Source organism: Agromyces fucosus (genome assembly GCF_004134865.1).
Lineage (GTDB): Bacteria > Actinomycetota > Actinomycetes > Actinomycetales > Microbacteriaceae > Agromyces > Agromyces fucosus.
Genome location: NZ_SDPO01000003.1, coordinates 127,013 through 145,242, shown reverse-complemented (window position 1 = coordinate 145,242; position 18,230 = coordinate 127,013). Strand labels below are relative to the sequence as shown.

The following is an 18,230-nucleotide window of genomic DNA, read 5'->3' as shown; positions in this document are numbered from 1 at the left end:
CGGTATCGCGCACACCTGAAGGGTAGGCCGATGCGAAGCGGGCGTCGTACCCCAAACCGGGGGACGTCACCGAGCAGAACCGGGGGACGTCACGCAGCCGCGCGGTCGAACGCCGACCGGGGATTTTTCCGTCAGGCGGCGGTCTGCTGGTGCGCCGCGACCCTCCAGGAACCGCCCTCGATGAGGTAGGTCGTCGACATCCGGAGGTTCACGGTGTCGTCTCCCCTGCGGGCCTCGGCCCGGTAGACGAGGATGCCGGCTCGATCGCCGAGCCGGATCACCGCCGGCTCGTGCAGGTGGTACTCGTCCCAGGGCGGGGCGCTCCGCATCGCCGACAGGATCTCGTCGCGCCCGAACGCGGCCCCGTCGACGATCATGAGGGCGTCACGGGTCATCGCGCGTTGGTAGTGCTCACCGCCTCGGCCCTCGACGATCGCCCGCCATCCGGCGTGTTCCTCGTGCATGAGTCGAGCGGGCAGATCATCGGTGATCTCGGTCATGCCCCAACGGTAACCGCGAACGGATGCCGCGGGAAGAGGCTGCGCGAAAGGACCGCTGCAAGTCGGCGGTCAGAGCCATCCCTTGCGCTTGAAGAGCCCGTACAGCACGCCCGCGAAGGCGAGCATGAGCGCGACCGCGAACGGATAGCCCCAGGGCTTGTCGAGTTCGGGCATGTGCGAGAAGTTCATGCCGTAGATGCCGGCCACGAGCGTCGGCGCGAAGATGATCGCCGCCCAGCTGGAGACCTTCTTGGCCTGCTCGCTCTGGGCGACGGCGGCTTCGGAGAGCACCTTCGTCTCCTCGTTCTGCCGCTGCGCGACGAGCGTGGAGTGCACCTGCAGCGCGTTCTGCAGCAGCTGCCGGAACGTGTCGCCGCGCTCGACGATGCGGATCACGTGGTCTTTCACGTCGCGCAGGTACCGCTGCAGCTCGAGGTCGATCGCGTACTTCTCGAAGCCGCGCTCCAGCGCGTCGAACATGCCCACGAGCGGCCTCGTCGCGCGCTGGAACTCCATGACCTCGCTCGCGAGGTCGTAGATGCGCCTGGTGACGACGGGGTCGCCCGAGAAGAGCTGCTCCTCGATCTCGTCGATGTCGTTCTCGAGACCCGAGTCGACCGGCGCGTACTCGTCGACGACCTCGTCGAGCACGGCGTAGAGCACCGCCTCGGGGCCCTTGGCGAGCAGCTCCGGCGCGGCCTCGAGCCGATGGCGCACGCGTGCGAGGTTCGGCGACTCCGCATGGCGGATCGTGATCGCGAAGTCGGGGCCGATGAACACGTGCAGCTCGCCGAACTCGACTTCCTCCTCGGCGTCGAGGTAGCGCGCGGGGCGCAGCACCACGAAGAGCGTGTCGCCGTAGCGTTCGAGCTTGGCCCGCTGATGGCCCTTCCGCGTGTCCTCCACGGCGAGCTGGTGCAGGCCGAACTCCGCGGCGAGCGCGTCGAGCTCGGCATCGGTGGGACGGTAGAGCCCGATCCAGGCGAAGCCGCCGTGCTCGGCGCGCCGCTCGAACGTCTCGTCGAGGCTCGTCGGAGTCGCGACGCGCGTGCCGTCGCGGTAGATCGCGTTGTCGATGACCGTCATCGGGCCAAGTCTGTCAGGCCTCCGGCACGGCGTGGGTCAGCGCCCACGCCAGGCCTCCGGCACCGCGTGCGTCAGCACCCACGAGTGCATGGCGATCGCGGCCGCGGCGCTCGCGTTCAGCGAGCGGGTGGAACCGTACTGCGTGATCTCGACGATCGCATCGGCCGCGTCGGTGGCCTCGGCCGAGAGGCCCGGCCCCTCCTGCCCGAAGAGCAGCACGCAGCGCTCGGGCCACGCGAACGCCTCGATCGGCACGGAGCCCTCGACGTTGTCGACGGCGATCACCGGCACGGATGCCTCGTGCGCCCATTCGGCGAAGGCCGCGACATCCGGGTGGTAGACGACGTGCTGGTAGCGGTCGGTGACCATCGCGCCCCGCTTGTTCCAGCGTCGGCGGCCGATGATGTGCACGGTGTCGGCGGCGAAGGCGTTGGCGCTGCGCACGATCGAGCCGATGTTCATGTCGTGCTGCCAGTTCTCGATGGCGACGTGGAACGGGTGCCGGTGCTCGTCGAGATCGGCGACGATCGCGTCCATGCGCCAGTAGCGGTAGCGGTCGATGACATTGCGCGTGTCGCCGTGCTCGAGCAGCTCGGGATCGAAGTGCGGATCCTCCGGCCACTCCGCCTCGCCGCCGGGCCACGGCCCGACGCCGTGGGTCAGCGGCGGCTCGCCGCTCGATTCGCTGGGCTCTGCGTTCACCCTGCCACGCTATCCGCCTTCCGGCGTCGCTACTGCACCTGATCGGTCGGGCGGACGAGGATCTCGTTGACCGAGACGTGCTCGGGCTGGCCGAGCGCGTAGATGATCGCCGCCGCGATGTCGTCGGGACGGAGGGTGCGCATCGACGCCGCGATCTCTGCTGCTGCAGCCTGCATGGTCGGATCGGTGATGTGGCTCGTGAGCTCGGTGTCGACGAATCCCGGTTGGACCACGATCACCCGGACGCCTCGACGGGTGACCTCCTGGCGCAGCGACTCGGAGAAGGCGCTGATGCCGAACTTCGTGGCGGCGTACACGCCGCTGCCGAGCGAGGCCGAGCGTGCGGCGGTCGACGACACCTGCACGACGGCGCCCTTCGACTCGAGGAGGAACGGCAGGGCGGCGTGCACCGCGTACATCGAGCCGAGGAGGTTGGTGTCGACCATTCGCCGCCATTCACTCACGTCGGCACCGAGGATCAGGCCGCTCTGCATGAGCCCTGCGTTGTTCACGAGCGCGTCGAGGCGGCCGAAGTGGCCGACCGTCTCGCTGACGGCGCGCTGCACCGACACCGGGTCGGTGACGTCGAGCTGCAGCGGCACGACCTCGCCGGCTGCCGCCTCGACCAGGGAGGCGAGGCGATCGATGCGGCGAGCGCCGATGGCGACCTGCGCACCGGCCGCCGACAGTGCCAGCGCCGTGTCGCGGCCGATGCCGGACGATGCCCCGGTGACGAGCACGACCTTTCCCTCGAGCGGGCGTTGCACATCACGGGATGCTTCGGAGTTCACTGCGGGTCCTTTCAGCGGTGTGTTCTGCCGGCGATCGCGTTACGCCGGCGTGCCCTCGAGTGCCACGTTCGGCCGACCGCCGGCGTCGATCCACTCCTCGTATCGAGTCGTCGCGATCGTCGCGTCGGGGCCGGGCAGCAGCTCGCGCTCGTCGAGGTCGGTGCCGAAGTACCGGGCGAGCGGATCGACCCGCACTTCGCGGAGGTCGTTGCGGTCGCGGAGCCGGCGTCGCACGAGCTCCTCGAGGCGGAACTGCTCCGGACCGGCGAACTCGACGACGCGGTTCACCGGCTTGCCGACGGCGACCGTCGCCACGGCGGCGGCGACGTCGTCAGCGGCCATCGGCTGGAAGAGCGCCCGCGAGAGCCGCACAACGTTCCGGTCGGTGCCGGCGTCGGCGATGTTCGCGATGAACTCGAAGAACTGGGTCGCGTGCACGATCGAATAGGGCCGTCCCGACTGGCGGATGAGCCGCTCCTGCGTCGCCTTCGCGGCGAAGTAACCGCCCTCGGTGCGCGCGAGCCGGTCGGTGCCGACGACCGAGAGCGCCACGTGATGCGCCACGCCCGCCGCGGCGCCGTACGTGAGCAGGTTCAGTGTCGAGCCGTAGAAGAACTCGTTCGCGGCCGCCTCGTCGAGGTAGTCGGAGTTCGAGACGTCGATGAGCGCCTGCGCACCGGCGAGGGCCTCTGCCAGACCCTCGCCGGTGTAGGAGTTGACGCCGGTCGCGCGTGACGCCACGACGACGTCATGGCCGTCGGCGATGAGCTGCGCCACGAGTCGCGTGCCGATGAGGCCGGTGCCGCCGATGACCGAGATGCGCATGGCGGGCTACTTCACCGGGGCCGACTGGGCGGCGAGCCATTCGGCGAAGGTCGTCGTCGACAGCTGCGCGTCGGGGCTCGTCGGCACGAGTTCGGTACCGGTCAGCTTCGTGCCGAAGTAGGGCGCCTCGGGGTCGCCGATCACGGTGCGGGGGTCGCCCTTCGCCGTCAGGCCGACGCGAACGAACTCGTCCTGGCCGAAGCGCTCGGGCCCGCCGATCTCGAGGGTGCCGTTGATCGGGTCGCCGGCGGCGACCCGGGCGACGGCGGCCGAGACATCCGCTGCCGCGATCGGCTGCATGAGGCCCGTGCTCAGCCGCGCCACGCCGTCGACGGTCGCCTCGTCGGCGATGCGTCCGGCGAACTCGAAGAACTGGGTCGCGCGCACGATCGAGAACGGAAGCCCCGACTCCTCGATGAGTTGCTCCTGTGCGACCTTGGCGCGCAGGTAGCCGCTGCTCGGCAGGAGTTCGGCGCCCACGATCGAGAGGGCCACGTGGTGGGTCACGCCGGCTGCGCGCTCGGCCGCGAGCAGGTTCAAGGTCGACGTCGTGAAGAACGCGAGCACGTCGTCGTCGGCGAACGACGGCGAGTTCGACACGTCGACGACGACGTTCGCACCCACGAGCACCTCGGGGAGTCCCTCACCGGTGATGGTGTTCACGCCCGAGTTCGGCGATGCGGCGATCGCCTCGTGGCCGTGCTCGACGAGGTGCTCGACGACCTTGGATCCGATGAGGCCGGTGCCTCCGATGACGACGATCTTCATGACTGGGTGCCTTCCGTCGGGGCCGCGGCGGATCCGCTGCCGTCATGAAGCTCAGACCGGGCGCCCATCGGATCTGTGACGGGATTCTCGGAATCCGCTCAGTCGATCTCGGGTCTGCGGCGATTCCAGCCGGCGAGCTTCCGGGGTGAGGTGCAGAGCCACAGCCGTGCGATCGCGGCCGTGCCGTCGATGCTGAGCACACCGACGACCTCGCCGTTCGGCCGTCGGAGCGCCAGACCCGCCTGCCCGTTGACGTGCACGGTGACCCACGAGGCATCCGGATGCCTCGCCTGCTGATCGCGCAGCCCACGGACGACGCGTCCGCGATCACGCAGCTCTCCTCCCGCCTCGTCGCCCGAATCGACGACCATGCACACGTCGCGGTTCAGAGCACCCGCCAATGCGAGCTCGTCTCCATGATCGAGCGCGGCGCGCAGGCGGGCGGCGAGGTCATACTGCCGCACGAGCGGTCACAGCCCCGAGTTTTCCGGGGTTCATCATCCACAGGATCTGGTCGATGCCCCGCGCACCGATGACGAGGGTGATCACGGCGAAGGTGGCGCCGTCCTTCGAGAGCATCACCGACGCCTGGCCGTTCGTCTCGGCCTCGGTGATGTCCACGCCGTTCCAGAAATGCGTGTGGAAGGCGCGCACGAACTTCGCGACGCGCTCGCGCCCGATCACCGGGAACTTGGAGGCGCGCACGACCCCGCCGCCGTCGGTGTACGAGACGACGTCTTCGGAGAGCAGCTGCTCCAGCTGGATGAGGTCGCCGGTCTTCGCCGCCGCCAGGAACGCCCCGAGCAGTCGTCGCTGTTCGGACTGCGGGACCTCCCGACGGCGCTCACCGGTGAGATGCTTCCGAGCGCGCGAGACGAGCTGCCGGGCGGCAGCCTCGGAGACCTGCACGATCTCGCAGATCTGCTCGTACGGGTAGGCGAACGCCTCGCGCAGCACGTAAGCGGCCCGCTCCGTCGGGGTGAGGCGCTCGAGCATGACGAGCACGGCGAAACCGAGCGCCTCGGCACGCTCGGCGCCGAGCGTCGGGTCGGCGCTGGTGTCGACCGGTTCGGGCAACCACGGGCCGATGTAGGTCTCACGCTGGCTCCGCGCCGACTGCAGGGCATTGATCGCGAGGCGGGTCGTGGCCGTCGCGAGGAATGCGGGCGGGTCCTGCACGACCGTGCGGTCGGTGCCCTGCCATCGCAGCCACGCCTCCTGCACGATGTCCTCGGCCTCGCTCGCGCTGCCGAGCATGCGGTACGCGATGCCGAAGAGCCGCCCGCGCACGGCCTGGAAGGCGGCGAGCGCCTCGTCGAGGTTCGCTTCCATGATCTGATCCTGTCAGTCGGTGGAGGACGACGGCAGTCCTTTCCAACTGAGACCGGAGAGCACGCGCGGTTGTGACAGCATTCTGGAAATCAGTTCGGGAGATGCGAGCACCACCCGCTGCTGCGGGTGCGCGGGACCGGAAGACGGGTCGCGCGCACCCGGCAGCGATCGGCGAACGCCGCCTACGCGGCCGCCCGGTTGCCGCTCACTCCGCGCACGGCTTCGAGGATCGTGGCGGCCACCGCCTCGGGCTGCGAGACGCTGACGGCGTGGGAGGCACCGGTGAGCTCGGTCGTGCCACGCGAGCCCGCCCGCTGGGCGCCGGCCCGGTGCACGGCGACCGGGATGTTGCGGTCCTCGCTGCCGAAGACGTGCCATGACGGGCGGTCCTTCCAGCCGGGGATCGTCGCCTGCACGGGGTCCGTGAGCGCCGCCTCGGTCACCGGGCGCTGGGTCGCGCCCATGAGGCCGGCGACCTGCACGGGCACGTCGGCGGCGAACTGGTCGCGGAACACGGGGCGGCGGATCACGAACTCGTTGCCCCCCGACGAGACGGGGCGCACGTCGAGGGCGTCGCCCAGCGTCGAGCCGGGCTCGCTCGCCGAGAGCGAGAAGGCGCTGTCGCCGGGTTCGGGCACGAACGCCGCGGCGTAGACCAGGGCGACGACCTGGTCGTTGCCTGCGGATGCCTCGCTGATGACGAGCCCGCCGTACGAGTGGCCGACGAGCACGACCGGCCCATCGATCGAGGCGATCACGTCGCGAACGTACGCGGCGTCGCCGGCGAGGCTGCGCAGCGGGTTGGCGACCGCGACCGAGGTGACGCCCTCGGCGTAGAGCGCCGCGATGACGCCGTTCCAGCTGGCGGACTCGGCGAATGCGCCGTGCACGAACACGACGGTCGGCTTCTGATCTGACATGGCTGTTCCCCTTCTCGAACCGTTCCCGCCGTCTGCGGGGCGGTATCAGCTCAGACCGGACACGACGGCGCGTTGTGACCGGGGCCGGAGCAGCACGCGTCGTTCGACCGGTCGGTCACAACTCCGCCATCCGCTCGGTCATTGCTCATGACAGGCTCGGCCGAGTCGTGAGGTAAGAGCGGGAGTACCGGGTTTCAGGCGGCTTCGTCAGAGGTTGCGCCAAGCAGACCACGACTGGTCCCACCCGCCGCCGTGGCTGTCGCCATTCGTGATCGAACGTTGGAGGACATGATGAGCGCAACCGATCGTGATCAGCGGATCGAGTACCCCGATTCGGCCGGATATCCCGACGGGGCGGGCTTCCTCGACGAGGGCACCGTGGCCCTCGTCGACGAGGAGACGACCCGCTCCGTCCAGGATGTCGACCGCCCCTCGGCCGATACCGCGTCGGAGATCCGGCTGGTCCATCGCTCCGAGGAGCACGTGTACGCCGCGATCATCGACGGCCGGCAGATCGCGAGCTTCCGCTACGACGTCCTGGACGGCCGCATCATCGTGCTCACCACGACGGTCGCGCCCGAGTTCCGCGGGCGCGGCATCGCGGCCGACCTCATCGCGGACGCGCTCGACGACCTCCGCGACCGGGGGCAGCGCATCACGGTGCGGTGCCCCGTCGTCGCGGCCTTCATCGCCGAGAATCCGCAGTACGCGGATCTGCTTGCTCCGGAGCAGTCCTGACCGCAGCGGCGCGGACGCGTGGCCGCACGGCGCGGCGCGCGGTGTCCCGGATGCCGACGCCGGAGATCGCGCCGCCGATGAGCATGGCGATCGCCGACGAGGCCACGAGCCGGTGGAAGCTGTCGAGGTCGATGCTCACCGATCCGCCCAAGGATGCGGCGAGTGCGACGGCGATCAGGCCCGCGATCCGGGAGACCGCGTTGTTCGTCGCGGAGGCGATGCCCGCGTGCGCCGGTTCGACCGCGCCGAGGATCGTCGCCGTGAGCGGGGCGACCGTCACGGCCATGCCGAGGCCGAAGACGATCACGGCCGGAAGCACCTGCGTGAGGTAGTCGGCCTCGTCGGTGATGGCGAGCATCAGCGCGAAGCCGCCGCCCGCGATGACCGGCCCCGCGCCCATCAGGAGCCGGGTTCCGACGCGGCCGCTCAGCCGCCCGATGTACGCGGACAGGCCGATCAGCACCAGGCTCGACGGGATCATCGCGAGACCGGTCATCGTCGCCGAGTACCCGGCGCTCTGCTGCAGGAACACCGCGAGCGCGAACGTGCCGAGCGAGAGCCCGGCGTAGACGAAGAACGTCGCGACGTTGCCGACGGAGAAGTTCCGCGCGCGGAAGATCCCCATGGGCAGCATCGGCTGCGACGTGCGGAGCTCCCACGCGATGAACCCGATCAGGCTGATGACTCCGACGACGAGCGCACCGATGATGATCGGCGACTCCCACCCGAATCGGGGTTGCTCGATGAGCACGAACACGGGCAGCCCGAGCCCGGCGACGCCGAGCAGCGCGCCGACGACGTCCACGTGAGCCGCGGAGGAGCGGGGCGGATCCTGCTCGAGCCAGTGCGCGAGCACGACGCCGAGGGCGATGGGAAGCACGTTGATGCCGAACACCCATCGCCACGACAGCGCATCGACGAGCACTCCGCCGAGCGCCGGCCCGGCGATCGAGGCGATGCTCGTGAACGCCGTCCAGATCCCGATCGCACGGCCCTGCTTCTCGGTGCTGAAGGCGTCGAGGATGAGGGCGAGCGAGCTCGGAACGAGGAGGGCGCCGAAGACGCCCTTCAGGCCCCGCATGAGGATCAGCGTCTCGACCGTCGGCGCGATCGCGCAGGCCACCGAGGTGAGCCCGAATCCGATGAGTCCGGTCAAGAGCACGCGCTTTCGACCGAACGCATCGGAGAGGGAGCCGGCGAGCAGGATGAACGCGCCGAGGCTCAGCAGGTACGCGTCCACCACCCACTGCTGCGAGGAGAGCCCCCCGCCGAGCTCGGCGCTGATCGCGGGCAGGGCCACGTTCACCGCGCTCCCATCGAGGAACGCGGCGAACGAGGCGAGGATCGCCACCACCAGCACGGTGCGCTGAGGCGCGGTCATCCACGTGGCCGTCATTCGCTCAACCCCGGCCCAGGGCCTTCCGCAGGATGTGCACCGCCTGCTCGACGGCGGCCGTGACGGCGGCCGACGGGCGGAGCGGGTTCAGCATCATGAAGTCGTGCACCGTGTCGTTGTAGCGCACGCTCGTGGTGCGCACGCCCGCCTCCACGAGCCGCCGCGCGTACGCCTCGCCCTCATCGCGGAGCACGTCGTTCTCGTCGGTGATCAGGAAGGTCTCGGGAAGCCCGGCCAGCTGCTCGGTCGTCGCCCGAAGCGGTGACGCCGTGATGTCGGCCCGCTTCGCGACATCCGGCAGGTAGCTGTCCCAGAACCACGCCATGGCGGCGGCCGCCAGGTACGGGCCGTCGGCGAACTCGCGGTAGCTGTCGGTGTCCTGCGCGGCATCCGTCACGGGGTAGTAGAGCGACTGGTGCACGAACGACACGTCGCCGCGCTGCTTCGCGAGGATCGCGACGACCGCGGTCATGTTGCCGCCGACCGAGTCCCCGGCCACGGCCAGGCGCGAGGCATCGAGCCCCTTGTCGGCACCGGAACGCGTGATCCACTGGGCGGTCGCGTACGCCTGTTCGATGGCGACCGGATGCTTCGCCTCCGGCGAGCGGTCGTACTCGACGAAGACCACCGCGGCGTCGACCCCGACGGCGATCTCGCGCACGAGCCGGTCGTGGGTCGCGGAGTTGCCGATGACCCAGCCGCCGCCGTGGATGTACAGGATCGTCGGCAGCAGGCCGGTGGAACCGACCGGCTTGACGATCCGCACCCGCACGTCGCCGACGGCGGCGGGAACGGTGATCCACTCCTCGTCGACGTCTGGCTTGTCGATCGGGGCGGCCTGCAGGTCGTCGAGGACCTTGCGGGCGCCGTCGGCGCCGAGCTGGTAGAGGAACGGGGGTGTCGAGGTCGCGTCGGCGATCGCCTGCGCCTCGGGGTCGAGAACGTGCGTGGTCATGATCGTGCCTTCCTGATCGAGTCGGTCCTGCGAACGGCGCACCCGGCGGATGCCCCTGCCCACTACGACCGGGCGGCACGTCGAGCTGTGACGGACGTCACAACCGTGGGCGGATGCCGGTCGAAGCTCGTGACGGGTTCCGTCTGAACCTGATCCGGGCAATGAGAAGGAGCACACCATGAGCGCGACACCTCGACTCGAACCGCTGCGACACGTCGAGACGGAGCACCTCGACGTCGCGTACTTCGAAGCCGGACCCGAAGACGGCCCGCCGGTGCTGCTGCTGCACGGGTTCCCCTACGACATCCACAGCTACGTCGACGTGGCGCCGAACCTGGCGGAGGCCGGCTTCCGCGTCATCGTGCCCTACCTCCGCGGGCACGGTGGCACCCGCTTCCTCGACGGCTCCGTGCCGCGCAGCGGCCAACAGGCCGCGCTGGGACAGGACGTCATCGAACTGATGGACGCGCTCCGGATCCCGCAGGCGATCCTCGCGGGGTACGACTGGGGCGGTCGTGCCGCGTGCGTCGTCGCTGCGCTCCAGCCCGAGCGCGTCACCGCACTCGTCTCCGTCAACGGATACCTCATCCAGGACATCAGCGCCTCGATGCAGCCGATCCGTCCGGACCTCGAAGCGGGATTCTGGTACTTCTTCTACTTCCTCACCGAGCGCGGTCGTGCCGGCCTGACCGAGAACCGTCGCGGCATCGCGGAGGTGATCTGGCGGCGCAACTCCCCCGACTGGGAATTCGGAGCGGCCGAACTCGACCGTGCAGCGGCGGCATTCGACAACCCCGACTACGTCGATGTCGTGATCCACTCCTACCGGCACCGGCTGTTCCAGGTGCCCGGCGCACCCGAGTACTCCCGCCTCGAAGCGCAGTTGGCGCAGCTTCCCCCGATCACCGTGCCGGCGATCACGCTCGACGGGCTCGCCGACGGCAACTTCCCCGCCCGGGATGCCGCCGTCGCCGGCGCCCGCTTCGTCGGCCCGCATGAGCATCGGCAGGTGCCGCACGCCGGCCACAACCTGCCGCAGGAGGCTCCGCTCGCCTTCGCCGACGCGATCCGCAGTGCTGCGCAGCTCGCGGCGCGGCGGCGCGCCGCGATCCCCTTCGTCGGCTGAACCCGGCGCTGGCGCAGCGCGCATGGAACTGCCGTGACGAAAGCTTTTCGGTGCGCCGAAATCTTGGTACGTTTTCGGTATGCCGAAAACGCTCGACGACGAGACGACCACGAACGATCCAGGGCCCGAGGGCGAGCCCGCCGGGCAGCGCGGGCGCGCGACATCCGTGCCCCGAGTGGCCTGGCTGATCGGCCCGGCACTCGTGGCAGGCGTGGCCTACCTCGACCCCGGCAACGTCGCGAGCAACATGACCGCGGGGGCGCAGTACGGCTACCTGCTCGTGTGGGTCGTCGTGCTCGGCAACGTGATGGCGTGGCTCATCCAGTACCTCTCGGCGAAGCTCGGCATCGTGACCGGCCGGAGCCTTCCCGAGGTGCTCGGCGGGCGCATCCGCAATCGCTGGGGCCGTCGCGCCTACTGGCTGCAGGCCGAGCTCGTGGCGATGGCGACCGATCTCGCCGAGGTGATCGGCGGCGCCGTCGCGCTCAACCTGCTGTTCGGCGTGCCGCTCGTGTGGGGCGGACTCATCACGGGGGCCGTCTCGATCGGGCTGCTCGTGCTGCAGTCGCGGCGCGGGCCGCGCACCTTCGAGTTCGTCATCATGGGACTGCTGATCATCATCGCGATCGGCTTCACCGTCGGCGTCTTCGTGGCACCGCCCGACCCGGCGGGCCTCCTCGGCGGCCTCGTGCCCCGCTTCGCCGACGCGAACTCCGTGCTGCTCGCCGCGTCCATCCTCGGCGCGACGATCATGCCGCACGCGATCTACGCCCACTCCGCGCTCAGCCGTGACCGTTTCGTCACGCGCCGTGCCGCGTCGCTGTCGACCTCCCCATCGGCAGCGACGCCCAAGTCCGCGTGGCACGGATTCGGCATCAGCCGCCGCTCGGAGGCTCCCGAGCTGCTTCCCGGCACGGCGACGGATGTGCCGACGGGGCTGCTGCTGCGCGCCACCCGCTGGGACGTCTCGATCGCGATGGCGATCGCGGGCACCGTGAACCTCTGCATCCTGCTGCTCGCCGCCGTCAATCTCGCGGGCGTCGAGGGCACCGACAGTCTCGAGGGCGCCTATGCGGCCCTCGGCGTGGCGCTCGGACCCGTCATCGCGACCCTCTTCGCGGTCGGTCTGCTCGCGTCGGGGCTCGCGTCGACGTCCGTGGGCGCCTACGCCGGCGCCGAGATCATGCACGGACTGCTGCACGTGCGGGTGCCGCTCATCCTCCGCCGGCTCGTCACCCTGATCCCGGCACTCACGATCCTCTGGCTCGGCTTCGACCCCACCCTCTCGCTCGTGCTCAGCCAGGTCGTGCTCTCGTTCGGCATCCCCTTCGCCCTCGTGCCGCTCGTCGCGCTCACGGCGAAGTCGGGCGTGCTCGGCCAGTGGAGGAACCACTGGGCGACGACGACGGCCGGCATCGCGGCATCCGTGTTCCTGATCACGCTCAACGGGGTGCTGCTCTGGCTCGTGTTCACGGGGGCGTGAGCGGCTGTGGGCGGCCGACTCGAAGGGCGGGGCTCCCGATAGTCTGGGGCCGATGCCCAGCAGCAAGAATCCCGCCATCGAGGACTACCTGAAGACGGTGTACTCGCACACCGAGTGGCAACCCGACCCCATCACGCCCTCGGTGCTCGCCGGCAAGCTCGGCGTCGCCCCGTCGTCGGTCACCGAGATGGTCAAGAAGATGGCCGCCCAGGGCCTCGTCTCGCACGTGCCCTACGGCGCCGTGCGACTCACCGACGCGGGCACCGTGCTGGCCCTCGCGGTCGTGCGTCGCCACCGGCTCATCGAGACGTGGCTCGTGCAGGAGATGGGCTACGGCTGGGACGAGGTGCACGACGAGGCCGAGATCCTCGAGCACGCCATCTCCGACCGCCTGCTCGAGGCGATCGACGTTCGGCTCGGGCGCCCCCTGCGCGACCCGCACGGCGACCCCATCCCCGCCGCCGATGGCTCGATCGCCGCGGAGCCGTTCGTGCGGGCCGACCAGGCCGCCCGCGGGCATCTCGGACGCGTGATCCGCATCAGCGATCGCGACCCCGGCCTGCTGCGAGAGCTCGAGACCGCCGGCGTCCACCCCGGCGTAGAACTCGAGATCGAGTCGGTCGACGACGACGCGAGTGCGCGCGTGCGCATCGCCGGAGCGACGCACGAGCTGCCGAGCGGCGCGGCCAGCGCGATCTGGCTGACCGCGTGACGGCCGAGCAGGCGCCTGACGTGCGCCCGTTCCTCGTCGACCTCCGAGGCGTGGTCGACCTCCTGAGCCGTCACATCTACTCGGGCCCCCACGTCTTCCTCCGCGAGCTCATCCAGAACGGGCGCGACGCCATCACGGCGCGCGCCGAGCACGAGGGTCGCCGCGATGCCGCATGGGGTGTCCGCATCCACCCGCCGACGAGCGTCGAGCCGGCGCTCCGCTTCGAGGACGACGGCGTCGGGCTCACGGCCGACGAGGTCGGCGAACTGCTCGCCACCGTCGGTCGCAGCTCGAAGCGCGATCTGTTCGATCTGCCCCGCGCCGGGTTCCTCGGTCAGTTCGGCATCGGCCTGCTCAGCTGCTTCATGATCGCCGACCGCATCGTCGTGCGGTCGCGGTCGGCTCGCGGCGGCGATCCCGTCGAGTGGGTCGGCAGCACCGACGGCACGTTCACGGTGCGAGTGCTCGAGGGCGCCGAGGCATCCGGAATCGCCGTGGGCACGACCGTCTCGCTCGTGCCGCGCGCCGACGAGGCCGAGCTCTGCTCGCCGGCGAGCCTGCGCGAGCTCGCCCGCCGCTACGCGGAGTACCTGCCGATCCCGATCCTCCTGGGCTCCGGCGACGGCAGCTTCGACCGCATCGGCCGACCGGCCGTGTTCGCCCTCACGGGCGAGGCCCGTGCCGACGCCCGAGACGACATCGGCGGGCTCGGACGCGAGGTCGTCGGCGCGGCGCCGTTCGAGGTCATCGAACTGCACGCCACCGCCACCGACACGCACGGCACGGCCTTCGTGCTGCCGTTCCCGCCGACGCCCGGCGCGCGCCAGGCGAACCGCGTCTACCTCGGCGGCATGCTCGTCGACCCCCGCGCCGACGAGCTGCTGCCCGACTGGGCGTTCTTCGCGCGCGCCGTCGTGGACTCGACGGGCCTGCGGCCCACGGCGTCGCGCGAGCACCTCATCGAGGACGAATCGCTCGAGGCGACCCGGGGCGAGCTCGGCGCGGCGATCCGCGCCTGGGTCATGCGGCTCGCCGTCGAGCGCCCCGCCCGCCTCGCCGAGTTCGTCGGCATCCACCACCTCGGGTTGAAGTCGCTCCTGCTGCACGACGACGAGCTCGCGGGGTTCATCACCCGCTGGCTCACGGTCGAGACCTCGATCGGGGTGATGACGATCGACGAACTGGTGCGGAGGCACCCGCACGTGCGCTACACCGAGACCGTCGACGAGTTCCGCCAGATCGCGGGCATCGTGCCGGCCTCGCGAGCCGTGGTGAACGGCGGGTACGTCCACGAGGCCGACATCCTGCGCCGGCTCCCGCTGCTGTTCGACGGCGTCACCGTCGAGCGCGTGACGGTCTCGGGTGAGCTCGACTCGCTCGACGTGCCGCCGCTCGCCGATCGCGCAGCGGCGCTCGCGCTCGAGTCCCGCGCCGGCGCAGTGCTCGCCGAGGTCGGCTGCGAGCCGAGCGTGCGCCGTTTCGCGCCGAGCGATCTCGCGAGCCTCTACCTCGCCGACGCCGAGGTGCTGCGGTCGATCACGCGCGGCGCCGCCCGCGACATGACCGGTCCGCTCTGGAGCGGGGTGCTCGGAAGGATCGACGAGAGCCCGGCGACCGTCGCGGGCGGCGGCGGCGCCGCGCGGGCGAAGCTCTGCCTCAACTGGGACAACCCCCTCGTGCGCACTCTCGCGGGCGACGTCGACGGCGCCGTGTTCGACCGCACGATCCGCCTGCTCTACGTGCAGGCGCTGCTCGCGGGCCATCGAGCGCTCCGCGCCCGCGAGCGGGCGATGCTGACCGATGCGCTCACCGACCTCGTGACACTGAGCCTCGCCCGCTGACCGGCCGGCACGCTCCGGGCCCGACACGACCCGTTACCGACCTCCGACCATCGACCATCGACCATCGACCGCCAAGGGAGACCCGTGTCCGAAACCATCCGCATCGACGAACTGCTCGAGCAGGTCGACCAGACGCCGTTCGGACCCGAGGAGCGCGCGCTGATCGACGAGGCGATCGCGATCGCGGTCGAGTCGGGCGACGAGTTCTCGGAGTACCGCGCGCGCATGCGCCTCGCGTCGTCAGCCAACATGACCGGCGACACCGACGCACTGCTCAGCTCCTTCGCGTGGTGCCTCGGCAAGCACGACGCCGACGCGTCGCGCTTCCCCGCGAAGCCCGACGACAGCGCGACCGACCTGCTCTGGCAGTACAAGTGGATGGCCGGCACCCTCTCGGCGAGCCCCGCCTTCCCGGCCGCCGACATCCGCGGCGTGCTCGACGACATGCAGGCGCGGTACGAACGCGCGGGCGTCGGACAGAGCGGGGTCGCGATGGCCCGGTTCGGTGCGGCGTTCGCGAACGGATGGCTCGACGAGGCCGCCTCGGCCTACCGCGTGCTGACCACCACCGAGCGCGACGACTACAGCCACTGCGACGCGTGCGTGCGCAGCGAGAGCGCGGCCTACCTCGCCGCCACCGGACGCGAGGACGAGGCCATCGCGCTCTACGAGGAGATCGTCGAGGGCGGGTTCAGCTGCGGCGAGGAGCCCGAGCACGCGCTCTCCGACGCGCTGCTGCCGTACCTCAGGGCGGGCCGGCTCGAGCGGGCGAAGTCCTTCCACCTTCGCAGCTACCGCGATGCACGCGGCAACGCCGACAACATCGGCATCATCGCGAACCACCTGGTCTTCTGCGCGATCACCGGCAACGAGGCCCGCGGCCTCGCGATGCTCGAGCGCCACATCGCGTGGATCGCCCATGACCGCCTGAACCAGCGCGCACAGTTCAGCGCCCTCGCCGCAGCCGGCCTGCTGCTCGACACCGTCGTCGATGCCGGACACGGCGACACCGTCGTGCGCGGTGCCGACTCCGCCGAACTCGAGCCGTTCTTCGGCGCGCACGATGGCCCGTGGACGGCCGCAGAGCTCAGCCCCGTCGCGTGGGCCGCCGCAGCCGCCATCGGCGACGAGTTCGACCGCCGCAACGGCAACCGCCATCTCGCCGACCGGCTGCAGGCCACTCGCGCGCTCCGCAGCGAGCGCTACGACGTGCCGATCAGCAGCGAGTCGTTCACGGCTCCCGTGCCCGCCGCCGCCGAACCCGTCGACGCCGGCGGTTGGTTCGACAGCGCCCGTGAGCTCGCTGCGCTCGGCGAGATCGACCGGGCACTCGCCGCGGCAGGCCGGGGGCTCGCCGCACTCGAGGCGGAGGTCGCGGATGCCGCACTCGAGCAGGAGGCGGCCGAGGCATCCGTCACGAACGTCCGACGGGCCGAGCTCATCGGCATCCGCCTCGCGGGGCTCGTGGCTGCGCAGCGGCTCGACGAGGCCGAGCAGGAGCTGCCCGCCCGCATCGCCGCCCTGCGCGCCGCAGGCGAAGGAGCGCTCGCCGACGCGCTCGCGCGCCACGGACTCCTGCTCGCCGGCGCCGCCACCGCCGCAGACCTGCCGGCACTCGAACACGAGCTCGGCGCCGCCCTGCAGGCGGGTGCCGACGACCTCGCCGCTCGAGTCGCCCTGCGCATCTCGGCACTGCGTGCCGAGACCGGCGACACCGAAGGGGCCGGCACGGCGATCGACACCGCGATCGCCGTGCTCGACCGTGACCCCACACCCGACGCGATGCTCGTCGGCGCCGCATTCCAGCTGGCGGCCTACGTCGCGGCCCAGGGCGACGAGCCCGCGGCAGCGCTCCCGCTGCTCGACCGGGCGATCGATGCCGAGCCGACGAGGGTCCGCCGCGCCGAATCGCAGCGCCTCCGCGCGCGGCTGCTCGCCGGAAGCGGCGACCTCGAGGCAGCCCTGGCGGCGGCGGAGGCGGCACTCGAACTCGACCTCGCGGTCGATGCCAGGGTGCGCGTCATCGAGGACTGCCAGCTCTCCGCCGCGATCCTCGACGATCTCGAGCGACCCGACGACGCCGTTGCGCGGCTCCGCCTCGCGGTGCAGCACGCCGAGCTCGCCGAGTCGTCGGGACTTGTCGGCGTGCGCTACGGCCTCGGCCGCCAACTGCTCCGCGCCGGCCGCTTCGGCGAGGCCGTGGAGGTGCTGCAGGAGGTCTTCGAGGCCGAGGATGCCGCTGGTGCTCCGCCGGCCGCCAGGGCCGAGACCCTGCACCTGCTCGGCACGGCGCTCCGCGGAGAGGAGGAGTTCGCTGCGGCATCCGGCACCTGGCACGCAGCCGCCGACCTCTTCGAGGAGGCCGAGGCGTGGCCGAGAGCCGTCGCCGTGCTGCTCGACCTCGGCCGGCTCTTCGCAGGCCTCGGGTACCCCGGCGAGGCGATCGAGGTGCTCGAGCGTGCCGTCGCCGACGCGCGCCGCGACCCCGACGCGGTGGCCTCGCTCGCCGACGCGCTGCACCTGCTGGGACAGGTCACCCTCGAGCACGGCGAACCGAGCGGCTTGGAGCGGCTCGACGAGGTCGCGGCGCTCGCCCGCGAACACGGCGCCGAGTGGTTGCTGGCCGATGTCATCGACTCGCGCGCACGCGGCCTCGCCGCCCTCTCCCGCCCCGAGGAGGCCGTCTCGACCGCGCTGACCGCGGCGGAGTTGTTCGAGGCGGTCGGCGCAACGCGGCCGGCCGGCGGGTCGATGCTGTTCGCCGGTCGCGTGCTGCAGTCGGAGGGGCGCCACGACGAGGCCCTCGTGCTCATCGGGCAGGCTGTCGAACACTTCGACGGGCAGGCCGACGCCGTCTCGCTCGGCCGCATCGCGCTCGCCGACTCCTTCGAGGCGCTCGGACGTCTCGCCGAGGCAGCGGAGGCACGGCGGCTCGCCGAGGAGGTCTGACCGGTCCCGCGCAGCGCGGCGCCGCCCCGCGACATCGGCATCGGAGCCGGGGCCGGAGCCGAGATCACCATGATGGATGTCTCAGCTCCGGTCGCCGCCTGAGCAC

17 protein-coding genes are annotated in these 18,230 nt (G+C 71.1%); 6 read left to right on the top strand and 11 right to left on the bottom strand.

The features are described from left to right. Positions 1-131 precede the first annotated feature (131 nt). From ESP57_RS12225 to ESP57_RS12185, 9 genes are all read right to left on the bottom strand, one after another. A complete protein-coding gene (locus tag ESP57_RS12225) occupies positions 132-500 on the bottom strand; it encodes a nuclear transport factor 2 family protein (RefSeq protein ID WP_115960248.1) in 369 nt (122 codons plus the stop codon). A 69-nt stretch (positions 501-569) separates the two neighbouring features. Beyond that, a complete protein-coding gene (locus ESP57_RS12220; protein WP_129231790.1) occupies positions 570-1,586 on the bottom strand; it encodes a magnesium and cobalt transport protein CorA in 1,017 nt (338 codons plus the stop codon). Between the two features lie 36 nt (positions 1,587-1,622). Beyond that, positions 1,623-2,288 (bottom strand): TrmH family RNA methyltransferase, encoded by a 666-nt coding sequence (locus ESP57_RS12215; RefSeq protein WP_056012185.1) that lies wholly within the window; start codon positions 2,286-2,288, stop codon positions 1,623-1,625. 29 nt (positions 2,289-2,317) lie between these two features. Continuing rightward, positions 2,318-3,079 (bottom strand): SDR family NAD(P)-dependent oxidoreductase, encoded by a 762-nt coding sequence (locus ESP57_RS12210; RefSeq protein WP_243648514.1) that lies wholly within the window; start codon positions 3,077-3,079, stop codon positions 2,318-2,320. Between the two features lie 39 nt (positions 3,080-3,118). Further along, positions 3,119-3,904 (bottom strand): SDR family oxidoreductase, encoded by a 786-nt coding sequence (locus ESP57_RS12205; protein ID WP_129231789.1) that lies wholly within the window; start codon positions 3,902-3,904, stop codon positions 3,119-3,121. Between the two features lie 6 nt (positions 3,905-3,910). Next, positions 3,911-4,672 carry an SDR family oxidoreductase gene (locus ESP57_RS12200; RefSeq protein WP_129231788.1) on the bottom strand — a complete coding sequence of 254 codons (762 nt, stop codon included), beginning with the start codon at positions 4,670-4,672 and terminating at the stop codon, positions 3,911-3,913. A gap of 98 nt (positions 4,673-4,770) precedes the next feature. Then, positions 4,771-5,136, bottom strand: a complete 366-nt coding sequence (locus tag ESP57_RS12195) for a sigma-70 family RNA polymerase sigma factor family protein (protein ID WP_129231787.1) — start codon at positions 5,134-5,136, stop codon at positions 4,771-4,773. Beyond that, the gene (locus ESP57_RS12190; protein WP_129231786.1) at positions 5,123-6,004 is read right to left on the bottom strand and encodes an RNA polymerase sigma-70 factor; all 882 of its coding nucleotides are present in this window, start codon (positions 6,002-6,004) and stop codon (positions 5,123-5,125) included. The genes ESP57_RS12195 and ESP57_RS12190 overlap by 14 nt, the downstream gene beginning before the upstream one ends. A gap of 182 nt (positions 6,005-6,186) precedes the next feature. Next, positions 6,187-6,924, bottom strand: coding sequence for an alpha/beta fold hydrolase (locus ESP57_RS12185; protein ID WP_129231785.1), 738 nt, complete (start codon positions 6,922-6,924; stop codon positions 6,187-6,189). Positions 6,925-7,215: 291 nt separating this feature from the next. Between ESP57_RS12185 and ESP57_RS12180 the strand changes: the two genes are divergently transcribed. Then, positions 7,216-7,662, top strand: coding sequence for a GNAT family N-acetyltransferase (locus ESP57_RS12180; protein ID WP_165877460.1), 447 nt, complete (start codon positions 7,216-7,218; stop codon positions 7,660-7,662). Here ESP57_RS12180 and ESP57_RS12175 read toward each other — a convergent pair. Together ESP57_RS12175 and ESP57_RS12170 are read right to left on the bottom strand one after the other, a co-directional pair. Next, positions 7,610-9,058, bottom strand: coding sequence for a DHA2 family efflux MFS transporter permease subunit (locus tag ESP57_RS12175; RefSeq protein WP_243648513.1), 1,449 nt, complete (start codon positions 9,056-9,058; stop codon positions 7,610-7,612). The genes ESP57_RS12180 and ESP57_RS12175 overlap by 53 nt on opposite strands. Positions 9,059-9,062: 4 nt before the next feature. Then, the gene (locus ESP57_RS12170) at positions 9,063-10,013 is read right to left on the bottom strand and encodes an alpha/beta hydrolase (RefSeq protein ID WP_129231783.1); all 951 of its coding nucleotides are present in this window, start codon (positions 10,011-10,013) and stop codon (positions 9,063-9,065) included. A gap of 178 nt (positions 10,014-10,191) precedes the next feature. On the opposite strand from ESP57_RS12170, the gene ESP57_RS12165 reads away from it, so the two are divergent. The 5 genes from ESP57_RS12165 to ESP57_RS12145 all read left to right on the top strand — a co-directional run bounded on the left by ESP57_RS12165 (position 10,192) and on the right by ESP57_RS12145 (position 18,124). After that, positions 10,192-11,139 carry an alpha/beta fold hydrolase gene (locus tag ESP57_RS12165; protein ID WP_129231782.1) on the top strand — a complete coding sequence of 316 codons (948 nt, stop codon included), beginning with the start codon at positions 10,192-10,194 and terminating at the stop codon, positions 11,137-11,139. Between the two features lie 79 nt (positions 11,140-11,218). Further along, a complete protein-coding gene (locus ESP57_RS12160) occupies positions 11,219-12,622 on the top strand; it encodes an Nramp family divalent metal transporter (RefSeq protein WP_129231781.1) in 1,404 nt (467 codons plus the stop codon). A gap of 52 nt (positions 12,623-12,674) precedes the next feature. After that, positions 12,675-13,334, top strand: coding sequence for a metal-dependent transcriptional regulator (locus tag ESP57_RS12155; RefSeq protein WP_129231780.1), 660 nt, complete (start codon positions 12,675-12,677; stop codon positions 13,332-13,334). After that, positions 13,331-15,175: an HSP90 family protein gene (locus ESP57_RS12150; RefSeq protein ID WP_129231779.1), complete on the top strand. Its 1,845-nt coding sequence runs from the start codon at positions 13,331-13,333 to the stop codon at positions 15,173-15,175. The genes ESP57_RS12155 and ESP57_RS12150 overlap by 4 nt, the downstream gene beginning before the upstream one ends. Before the next feature lie 84 nt (positions 15,176-15,259). Beyond that, the gene (locus tag ESP57_RS12145) at positions 15,260-18,124 is read left to right on the top strand and encodes a hypothetical protein (RefSeq protein ID WP_129231778.1); all 2,865 of its coding nucleotides are present in this window, start codon (positions 15,260-15,262) and stop codon (positions 18,122-18,124) included. Positions 18,125-18,230 lie beyond the last annotated feature (106 nt).

Bases quoted from the DNA above. Each gene is read 5' to 3' on its own strand.
- ESP57_RS12225 (WP_115960248.1), bottom strand. From the start codon at position 500: ATGACCGAGATCACCGATGATCTGCCCGCTCGACTCATGCACGAGGAA.
- ESP57_RS12220 (WP_129231790.1), bottom strand. From the start codon at position 1,586: ATGACGGTCATCGACAACGCGATCTACCGCGACGGCACGCGCGTCGCG.
- ESP57_RS12205 (WP_129231789.1), bottom strand. From the start codon at position 3,904: ATGCGCATCTCGGTCATCGGCGGCACCGGCCTCATCGGCACGCGACTC.
- ESP57_RS12200 (WP_129231788.1), bottom strand. From the start codon at position 4,672: ATGAAGATCGTCGTCATCGGAGGCACCGGCCTCATCGGATCCAAGGTC.
- ESP57_RS12190 (WP_129231786.1), bottom strand. From the start codon at position 6,004: ATGGAAGCGAACCTCGACGAGGCGCTCGCCGCCTTCCAGGCCGTGCGC.
- ESP57_RS12185 (WP_129231785.1), bottom strand. From the start codon at position 6,924: ATGTCAGATCAGAAGCCGACCGTCGTGTTCGTGCACGGCGCATTCGCC.
- ESP57_RS12180 (WP_165877460.1), top strand. From the start codon at position 7,216: ATGAGCGCAACCGATCGTGATCAGCGGATCGAGTACCCCGATTCGGCC.
- ESP57_RS12175 (WP_243648513.1), bottom strand. From the start codon at position 9,058: ATGACGGCCACGTGGATGACCGCGCCTCAGCGCACCGTGCTGGTGGTG.
- ESP57_RS12170 (WP_129231783.1), bottom strand. From the start codon at position 10,013: ATGACCACGCACGTTCTCGACCCCGAGGCGCAGGCGATCGCCGACGCG.
- ESP57_RS12165 (WP_129231782.1), top strand. From the start codon at position 10,192: ATGAGCGCGACACCTCGACTCGAACCGCTGCGACACGTCGAGACGGAG.
- ESP57_RS12160 (WP_129231781.1), top strand. From the start codon at position 11,219: ATGCCGAAAACGCTCGACGACGAGACGACCACGAACGATCCAGGGCCC.
- ESP57_RS12155 (WP_129231780.1), top strand. From the start codon at position 12,675: ATGCCCAGCAGCAAGAATCCCGCCATCGAGGACTACCTGAAGACGGTG.